The following is a 7,544-nucleotide window of genomic DNA, read 5'->3' on the forward strand; positions in this document are numbered from 1 at the left end:
GCCGCCGCCGCTGGACCATGCGCTGGAAAGCACCGCTGAACGCCTTCCAGATCGCCTTCGAGGGCCGGCTCACCCCGGCCAACCACTGACCTCAACAACCAAGATCAGCCGTTAACTTGACACTCCCGGCGTTGTGCCGTCACGGCGGCAACTGCACTGTTTGGTGATCGATCCTTCGGCCATCAGAGATGCTTCTCCTTCACGCCGATGCCGCATCCGGCGGCATCGGATTGTCGGTGTCGCTGGTGGTTGATCGACGCTCGCCACGGCCGCCTGATCAAGTCGGCGGCGGGCGGGTGGCGTCGGTGGCGGTGAGGACGGCGATGATCGCGGTCACGGACACGCGGTAGCGGGAACCAACCTTGATCACGGGCACCGGCAGGGTTCCGGCCTGGGCCATCTCGTAGGCGCTGGTGCGGGACAGCCCGAAGATCTCTCCGGTGGTGGCGACGTCGGTGACCGCGCCGAGCGCGCGGATCCGCTCGAGGGTCCACACACGCTTTCCGGGCGGCGGGTGCTCAGATGGCGGGCGCGATGACATCAAGTGCTCCTTCCACGGTGTCGAGCGGGTCTTGCTCGTCGCGGGACGCTTCGCTGTCCTGCCAGACGGTGGGCGCGTCCAGCAGGCGGATGCCGTAGTGCCGCAGGACTCGCAGGCGGGAGGTGAGCTGGCGGGCGGCGCGCCGAGTGACGTCGGTCGGCGCGGTGCCGGCGGGCGCGGTGACGGTGACGCGCGCGTCGGCGGCCACCGCCCGCAGGCGGCGTTGCGTGTGCGGGTCGGCGGGTCCGGGCGGGGTGAGGGTGTGGTTGTGGCAGCCCGCGACCCGGATTGCCCCGCCGTCGAGGGCTTCGTCCAGGAGGTACTCGAAGGCGGCGATTTCGGTGTCGTTGTCTTCGTGGACCACGCGGGCGGTGATCGGCACCCGGAAGGTGACCTTCCTGGCATCCGACGCGGTGACGGTGACGGCAGTGGACGACTGGGCGGGTGAAGTCTTCATGGCGGCTTGCGCTCCTTGTTCTGGTTGCGTGCACGGGCGGGCCGGGGGTGGGCGTCCATGGACGCCGACCCTCGGCGGGAGAACGTGGTTAGTGGCGTGGCTGCGAGCGCAGCCGGGCGATGTGGTCGACGCCGTGATCTGCGCGGGGCCGGGCGGGTCGGGACCAGCCGGGCGTGGGTGGACGGGCGGCGACAACGCGCCAGCCGGCGGCGCGGAGGCTGGCCCCGGACTCGCCGTGCTGGGTGTAGGTGACCAGCCGGCGGTGGCCGAGAGCCTTTGCGGCCCGCCACGCGGCGGCGTAGAGCATGCTGCAGCCGTTGGCCACCCCGCCGGCGTGCTGGTCAATCTGTTCCGGGAGCCGATCGGCGCGCCGATGCCACCGGACGCGATCAACGCCCTAGTCGCGGCGGCGTGCCGGCGGACGGTTCTGCGCCAGCTGGTCACGCCGCACCAGATGCGCCACACGTTCGCCAGCAACCTCGTCGACGCGGGTGGCAGCATCGACGAGCTGCAGGAGCTGCTTGGGCATGCGTCGGCGGGGTCCAGTGAGGTCTACCTGCATCCGGACCACTCCCGGTTGCGGGCTGCGGTGGACCGGGTACCGACCCCTCGCGAGCAAGCCGGGGCCGGCATGGTGAGCGCGGTGGCGACCGTCGTAGGCCAGCGTGATCGGTTGGACGCGGGTGGGCGGCTGCGGGCGCTGCTGGACCCAGGCTTTCTGGCCGAGGCCGGCTGGGATGACGCGAATCTGGTGCTGCGCCCACCGGTTGACCACAGGCTGCTGGGCCGGCCGGTGTGCCGCGCCGCGGGCTGCGGCAAGACCGCCCACAGCGCCTCGCGGATCTGCCGTGGCTGCACCAAGGCCAGGCACGGCTTGACCGCCGCGGACATCGCCGAGGCCGTCGACCGGCTCGCCGCGCTGCAGTTCGACCGGCACGGCAACCGGATCTGGCGGCAAGGCAAGGCGCTACTGGACTCCGAACACGCCCGCCGCGCCGTCGGGGAGGTCGTCGTCCCGATCGGAGTCTGCGCCGAGCCCTCCAACGTCAAGGCCGGCGGGCACTCCTGCCCCTACCGTTTCCGCTGCGTGGGCCGCGACCACTTCCGCACCGACGCGTCCTACCTGCCCGACCTGCAAGCCCACCTCGACGGCTTGCTGCGCAACCGGGAACGGCTGCGCGCGGCCACCGACGTCGACGACTGGGCTCGCGCCGAGGCAACACCCTCTGACGAGGAGATTGCTCGCATCCGCCGGCTGATCAACCGGATCAAAGGCGATCTCGACCAGCTCACCGTAGGTGAACGGGTCGAGGTGGAGCAGGCCGTGGCCATCGTGCGTCGCCACCGTGCCGTGATGCTCGGCTCTCCGCGGGTGCGTCAGGCGCTGCCCGACATCCGCCCGGAGCGTTCGGCGTGACCGACACATCACAGGTCACCCCCGCCCGCACCGCCGCCGCGTCGCCGGACGCCATGCCGACTCGACGCGGCGCCGACAACGCGTCCTCAAGGCCCCTCAACCACGTGCCAATAGCGGCGAAGAGATCAGCGTGACCGGTATCGCCCGCGCCGCCGGAGTGAACCGCACCTTCCTCTACCGCCACCGCGATCTGCTCGAACAGATCCACGCCCTGGAAGCCCAGCCCCGCAACGGCGCCAGCATCGGGCCGGCGGTCAGCTGGGCGTCCCTACAGGCCGACCTGCTCAACGCCCAAGCCCGGGCGACCCGGATGGCCGCTCGCGTGCAGCAACTCGAGAAGCGCCTTTCCGAGGCCCTGGGCGAGCAAGTATGGCGTCAGTCAGCCTCGGCGCTCCCAACGACATCGACACGCTCAAGCAGCGAATCGTCACCCTCGAACAACAGGTCGTCGACCTACGAGCCCAGCTTGAAGAACGCGACGACGAACTCGCCGCCGCCCGCGCCGCCAACCGAGAACTGATGACGCGCCTCAACACCACGACCTGAGCGCTCCCGCAGGCGCCCGCCGGCTGTGCACCGCCCGGTCAGGTTTCGCTTGGACTGCCAGGTCGAGTCTCTCGATGAAGTCGCGGCACGCCGAGGCGGCTGCGGCGAGGTTGTCGTCGGACAGCACGACCGTTTCTGCTTCACGTCGCGTCATTTCAGCTGGGCTATAACAGTGCCGGCTGCGTCATAGCCGATGACTGCGGTGATGTCGGAGCTGCTCATCCCGTCACGCTCTGGACCGCTCCTGGGAAGCCAGACCGCATACGCGCCTACCTGGCGACCCTTAGACATGGGCAGCAGGTGAACGGCTGCTGTGGCAGTCTCGCCGAACATGGTTACGGAGACGGTGGCGATGTTGCCGCGCACGGTCCCTACGAGGATGATCTCCTGCTGCTGTGGGTCCAGGGGCGCGACGTAGGGCACCGGCTTGGCGGGCAGCATCGGCGGACCGTCGCGGTCCAGGGCCGACGGGGCCGGATTGCAGAAGACGAAGTTATTAGCCGCATCGTCCTTGACCTCTGGGCCGGTGCGGGCAGCGCGTACGCAGAATGCATCTCCAGTCAGCCAGGCAGAGGCCTCCCAGCCGGGCATAGAGGAGTCCAAGACTACGGGCGGGTGCCCGTCTGGAGGATGAGGTGCTTCGAGGGGAGCCGGTTCACCTGCGCTCGCACACGCTGACACCGAAAGCAGCCCGGCTATGACGGTCAAGGTGATGCGAGAGCGCATGGTTGGAGTGTATCGGGCTTCCCTGAATGCGGGGTCCGCGATACTAGACCTCGGGCCCATAGAGAGGCAGGTCCCGCTGGAACGCCCATCGAATTGCATTGCGGGGCCGCTGGCGGCCACTGGGACGCCGAGATCGACCGGTCGCGTCGTGAGGTGTTGAGCTTCGGGAGACAGGCTCGTTCCGTGAGATCTGCGTATCCCCATGTCGCATGTGTTTGAGCCGCATTGACGACATGTTTGTGTGGTCGCCGCCATAAGCTCCTCAAGTGCTGCCTGCCTGACGTTGTCTATCAAGCCCTACACGTCGAATGGCGTTACCCGCTAACCGGTCGATCCTTGATCGAGGATTACTCCACAGTCCTCCGACGTCCCCGCAGCGGTCCATGACTGCTGCGGGGACGAAGGTTAGTGCGTCAGCACCCGAGGCAGGCGTAAGTCCAGCCGATAGAGAATGAAGTCGACCAGCTGCTGCCGTTGATGGGAGCAACCCGCAGGGTGTGAGCGCCCCCCGCGGACCTACTGTCTGACTCACCGCCAGTGCTCGCGCCGTGCCATTCCACCTTGTAGAAGGCTCGGTTCCACGTCACGTTCCAGCCGTCACTGCAGAGTGGAACACTGAACCCGAGCTCGACGTACTGGGACAGGCCGACGTTGAAGGTGGTGCAGGCGCTGGGACCGGGCATACTGGACGACGGAGATGCCTCGATAATGTCGAATGCGGTGCTGGAGGGATTCCAATCGGTGTGCGTGGTTGCTATGTATCCCTTCTGGAGTTCCTTGCCGCCGCCAAGTACCCCGGTGCCCCAGCCGTGTGCCGTCCCGCTGTGCGCCGCGTAGATGGTGTCGCCCGAAAATTGCAGTTCGTAGTATATTCCGCAGCCGGACCATTCGAATTTCGGGTCCGGCTCAGCATCTTCGCTGTAGGCACACCAGGAGTCGGTGATCGGCGGGTTGTCCTGGGCGGTCACGCCCTGTGGGGTTGCATGCCGCTGGGCCTCAGACGGACTCATCCCGGCGGCGAGCGCGTCGGCGTAGACGCTGCGACCGGCCGCTGAGTACGCGGCCGCGGTCGGGATCTTGTTGAGATTCCGTGGCTTCGTCACAGACACTGCGCGGTCATAGCTGCGGCGGCCGTCAGCCATGATGGTCGGCGTCTCGGAACCCTCGAAGGTCACCCGTGCGCCGACGGGCGCGACGATAGTGATGACGGAGGTTTTGTCTGTGTAGCGAAGACGTACGGCCGAGCCGTCGTACAGATGCTCGGTGGAGAGCAGCCTTGGGGCCCAGGCCTTTTCCTCGATGTCAGATGTGGCCTGCGCCGTCCCCGCGATCGACATCGACCCGACCAACAGCGCTGCGGTGACTGTGGCGAGTGTGCGACGTACTTTCATTGATTGGTTCCTCCCTAGTGAGGCCCTTCGATGGGTTTTGCCTTCGTACACGTCGCAGCAGGAGGCAAATGCTGCATCGCAGCGGTCAGAAGCTGAGATCGCGACGCAGCGCATCGAGGGCTCGTACCGTCTGGCTGGTAACAGTCGCCGGCGCGCATCCAAGCTCCCGTGCCGTTTGCTCGACACTGAGATCGCGGAGGAATCGCAGCGTGACAACGGAACGTTGACGCGGACCCAGCCGCCGCAGTGCAGGCAGCAACGTCTCACGGTCATCAACGGAAGTGTGCGAACCGGGCGACGAGACGGCGTCCACCGCGACGAGCGTCACGACCTCGCACCGCCAACGCGACCGGCGACGCTCGGTCAGGTAGTCGCGGAGAACGACGCGGCGGGCATATGCGCCCAACGACGCCCGTCGGTCCAGCCGGTCCCAGTGTTGGTACACCTTGCAGAGCGCCACCTGTACAAGGTCGTCGGCCTCGTGCCAGTCGCCGCAGATTTGGTAGGCCTCCCGGTGTAGCCAGGATCGGGTCGCCTGGACGAATGCCTCGAACTCCACCTCGTTTACATCGCTCGCCATCGGAGATCCCCGCTTCCCCGTGCAGTCGGCCGTCACATGCAGCACCCGTCGGCAAGACGTGAACGCGCAGAGAGGCCGGGCCGCCTATTTATGATCAAAAATATCGAAGCCTGCCGACGACTACAAGGCGTGTGTGATCATGGACACAGTGTCATCGGAGTGTGTGGAGGGCCGCAGTCCGGACCTTGCGGGGTGCCGAAAGGCACAACTACGAACTGACGGCGTCAGTGGTATGGGGCAGGTCCGAGGTGCCGCAAACACAGAATCTGGCTCACTTCCCGCGCCCCAGCGGCATGACATGCCAACACGCCGCTGGGTGCTTGCACCACACCCGTTGCGGTCCCTACTGTCTTGCCATCGGCCGCTGAACTGCGGAAACGGGGAGATCCGGCCCGTTGGGCGAACGGAGACTCCCGGAGAACAGCCACCAACCGAAGGCTTGCAGCGCGAACGCGACCCGCCACGGCACCCCGACCAGGTTCTTCGGGGCGAGGACGTCCTGCGCGCGAGGGCGGGCTGGCCGCAGTCCTCCGGGCTGAGGCCGGCTACCCTTCGGCGCCCCACCTGAGGCGCTGCTGTAGCAGTCGCCCAGGTTGACCCAGCAGGTTCCCGATGGTGTGAGGATCCGACGCACCTGTTCGAACAGGCCGATCATCCGGTCGACGTAGTGCGTGAGGGTTGGTTCGAGCCCGTACTGCGGGTCGGACCAGACCGCCGGGCACCGCTGGCAGCGCGTGCCGTCCACGCGGCGACGCACTGGATGGGCGCAGGTCGGGTCACTGCCGGTCCACTGGCCGGTGCCGTAGTCCCGCAGTCCCCAGAATGGTGGTGAGGTGACGACGCAGTCGACGGACTCGTCGGGCATCGCGGCGAGGACCTGCTGCGCGTCGCCGAGGTACAGAGTGACCGCCCAGCCCGGTGATACTCGTACCCCGCCAGCTCGGAGGCACGAGAACGGTCGCCGGTCATGACGGCACCTGCCACCGGTGCGGGCACAGCAGCAGCCGCAGCGCGGCTGCCGCCTGGGTCACGTCCGCGCTGGTGGTGTAAGAGACGGCCATCGCGGGATCCGGTTTGATGTTAGGCGGCGATCGGGGTCGGGTCGGGCTGGCTGGTGTCGTGTTGGTCGGTCTCGATGCTGATCAGGCGGGCTTTGGCCAGTAGTTCCAGGCCCATGTAGCGGCGGCCTTCGGTCCACTCGTCGGTCTGCTCGGCCAGGACCGCGCCGACGAGGCGGATGATCGCCGGCCGGTTGGGGAAGATCCCGACGACGTCGGTGCGGCGGCGGATCTCTTTGTTCAGGCGTTCCTGAGGGTTGTTCGACCAGATCTGGCGCCAGATCTCGCGGGGAAAGCCGGTGAAGGCGAGCAGGTCGTCGCGGGCGGCGTCGAGGTGTTCGGCCGCGGCGGGGAATCTGGCCTCGATGGTGGCCACGACCCGGTCGAACTGGGCGCGGACGGCGTCGGCGTCGGGCTGGTCGAAGATCGTGCGCACCAGGGTGGCGATCCACGGCTGCGCGGACTTGGGCACCTTCGTCAGCAGGTTCCGCAGGTAGTGGGTCCGGCAGCGTTGCCAGGCAGCGCCGGGCAGCGCCGCGCCGATCGCCTGCACCAGACCCGCGTGAGCGTCGGAGATCACGAGGCGGACGCCGGACAGGCCGCGGGCCGTCAGGCTGCGCAGGAACGCCAGCCAGCCGGCGCCGTCCTCGTCCGAGGCCACGTCCAAACCCAACACCTCACGCTGGCCGTCGGCGTTGACACCGACCGCGATCAAAGCGTGGACGTTGACGGTGCGACCGGCCTCGCGGACCTTCATCGTCAGCGCGTCCATCCACACGAACGTGTAATGCTCCGAGTCGAGGGGCCGGTTGCGGAACGCCTCGACCT

The 7,544-nt window shown here is 67.6% G+C and carries 10 protein-coding genes; 2 read left to right on the forward strand and 8 right to left on the reverse strand.

The window, feature by feature from the left end:
• Positions 1–277: 277 nt before the first annotated feature.
• The 3 genes from D7I43_RS31805 to D7I43_RS33315 all read right to left on the reverse strand — a co-directional run bounded on the left by D7I43_RS31805 (position 278) and on the right by D7I43_RS33315 (position 1,323).
• Complete coding sequence (locus tag D7I43_RS31805; protein WP_374537375.1) at positions 278–496, reverse strand: helix-turn-helix domain-containing protein; 219 nt, start codon at positions 494–496, stop codon at positions 278–280.
• 22 nt (positions 497–518) lie between these two features.
• Positions 519–923: a hypothetical protein gene (locus D7I43_RS31810; protein WP_120332259.1), complete on the reverse strand. Its 405-nt coding sequence runs from the start codon at positions 921–923 to the stop codon at positions 519–521.
• 163 nt (positions 924–1,086) lie between these two features.
• Positions 1,087–1,323 carry an XF1762 family protein gene (locus tag D7I43_RS33315; RefSeq protein WP_240033322.1) on the reverse strand — a complete coding sequence of 79 codons (237 nt, stop codon included), beginning with the start codon at positions 1,321–1,323 and terminating at the stop codon, positions 1,087–1,089.
• 9 nt (positions 1,324–1,332) lie between these two features.
• Here D7I43_RS33315 and D7I43_RS33320 point away from each other — a divergent pair, with 9 nt between their 5' ends.
• Together D7I43_RS33320 and D7I43_RS31825 are read left to right on the forward strand one after the other, a co-directional pair.
• Positions 1,333–2,415 carry a tyrosine-type recombinase/integrase gene (locus tag D7I43_RS33320; RefSeq protein ID WP_204985336.1) on the forward strand — a complete coding sequence of 361 codons (1,083 nt, stop codon included), beginning with the start codon at positions 1,333–1,335 and terminating at the stop codon, positions 2,413–2,415.
• Between the two features lie 130 nt (positions 2,416–2,545).
• On the forward strand, positions 2,546–2,935 hold the full coding sequence (locus D7I43_RS31825; RefSeq protein ID WP_204985337.1) for a hypothetical protein: 390 nt from the start codon (positions 2,546–2,548) through the stop codon (positions 2,933–2,935).
• Between the two features lie 176 nt (positions 2,936–3,111).
• Here the strand turns inward: D7I43_RS31825 and D7I43_RS31830 are convergent, their stop codons facing one another.
• The 5 genes from D7I43_RS31830 to D7I43_RS31850 all read right to left on the reverse strand — a co-directional run.
• The gene (locus D7I43_RS31830) at positions 3,112–3,552 is read right to left on the reverse strand and encodes a hypothetical protein (protein ID WP_240033323.1); all 441 of its coding nucleotides are present in this window, start codon (positions 3,550–3,552) and stop codon (positions 3,112–3,114) included.
• Positions 3,553–4,100: 548 nt separating this feature from the next.
• On the reverse strand, positions 4,101–5,078 hold the full coding sequence (locus D7I43_RS31835) for a hypothetical protein (RefSeq protein ID WP_120332261.1): 978 nt from the start codon (positions 5,076–5,078) through the stop codon (positions 4,101–4,103).
• A gap of 85 nt (positions 5,079–5,163) precedes the next feature.
• Positions 5,164–5,658, reverse strand: coding sequence for a SigE family RNA polymerase sigma factor (locus D7I43_RS31840; RefSeq protein ID WP_120332262.1), 495 nt, complete (start codon positions 5,656–5,658; stop codon positions 5,164–5,166).
• Positions 5,659–6,001: 343 nt separating this feature from the next.
• Entirely contained in the window at positions 6,002–6,523 is a 522-nt protein-coding gene (locus tag D7I43_RS31845; RefSeq protein WP_192902320.1) for a DNA methyltransferase, read from the reverse strand.
• A gap of 215 nt (positions 6,524–6,738) precedes the next feature.
• On the reverse strand, positions 6,739–7,544 hold an 806-nt coding region (locus tag D7I43_RS31850; RefSeq protein WP_120332264.1), incomplete at its 5' end, for an IS256 family transposase.

The organism is Micromonospora globbae (assembly GCF_003610785.1).
In the GTDB taxonomy this organism is placed as follows: domain Bacteria; phylum Actinomycetota; class Actinomycetes; order Mycobacteriales; family Micromonosporaceae; genus Micromonospora; species Micromonospora globbae.

Bases quoted from the DNA above. Each gene is read 5' to 3' on its own strand.
- D7I43_RS31840 (WP_120332262.1), bottom strand. From the start codon at position 5,658: ATGGCGAGCGATGTAAACGAGGTGGAGTTCGAGGCATTCGTCCAGGCG.
- D7I43_RS31845 (WP_192902320.1), bottom strand. From the start codon at position 6,523: ATGCCCGACGAGTCCGTCGACTGCGTCGTCACCTCACCACCATTCTGG.
- D7I43_RS31835 (WP_120332261.1), bottom strand. From the start codon at position 5,078: ATGAAAGTACGTCGCACACTCGCCACAGTCACCGCAGCGCTGTTGGTC.
- D7I43_RS31830 (WP_240033323.1), bottom strand. From the start codon at position 3,552: ATGCCCGGCTGGGAGGCCTCTGCCTGGCTGACTGGAGATGCATTCTGC.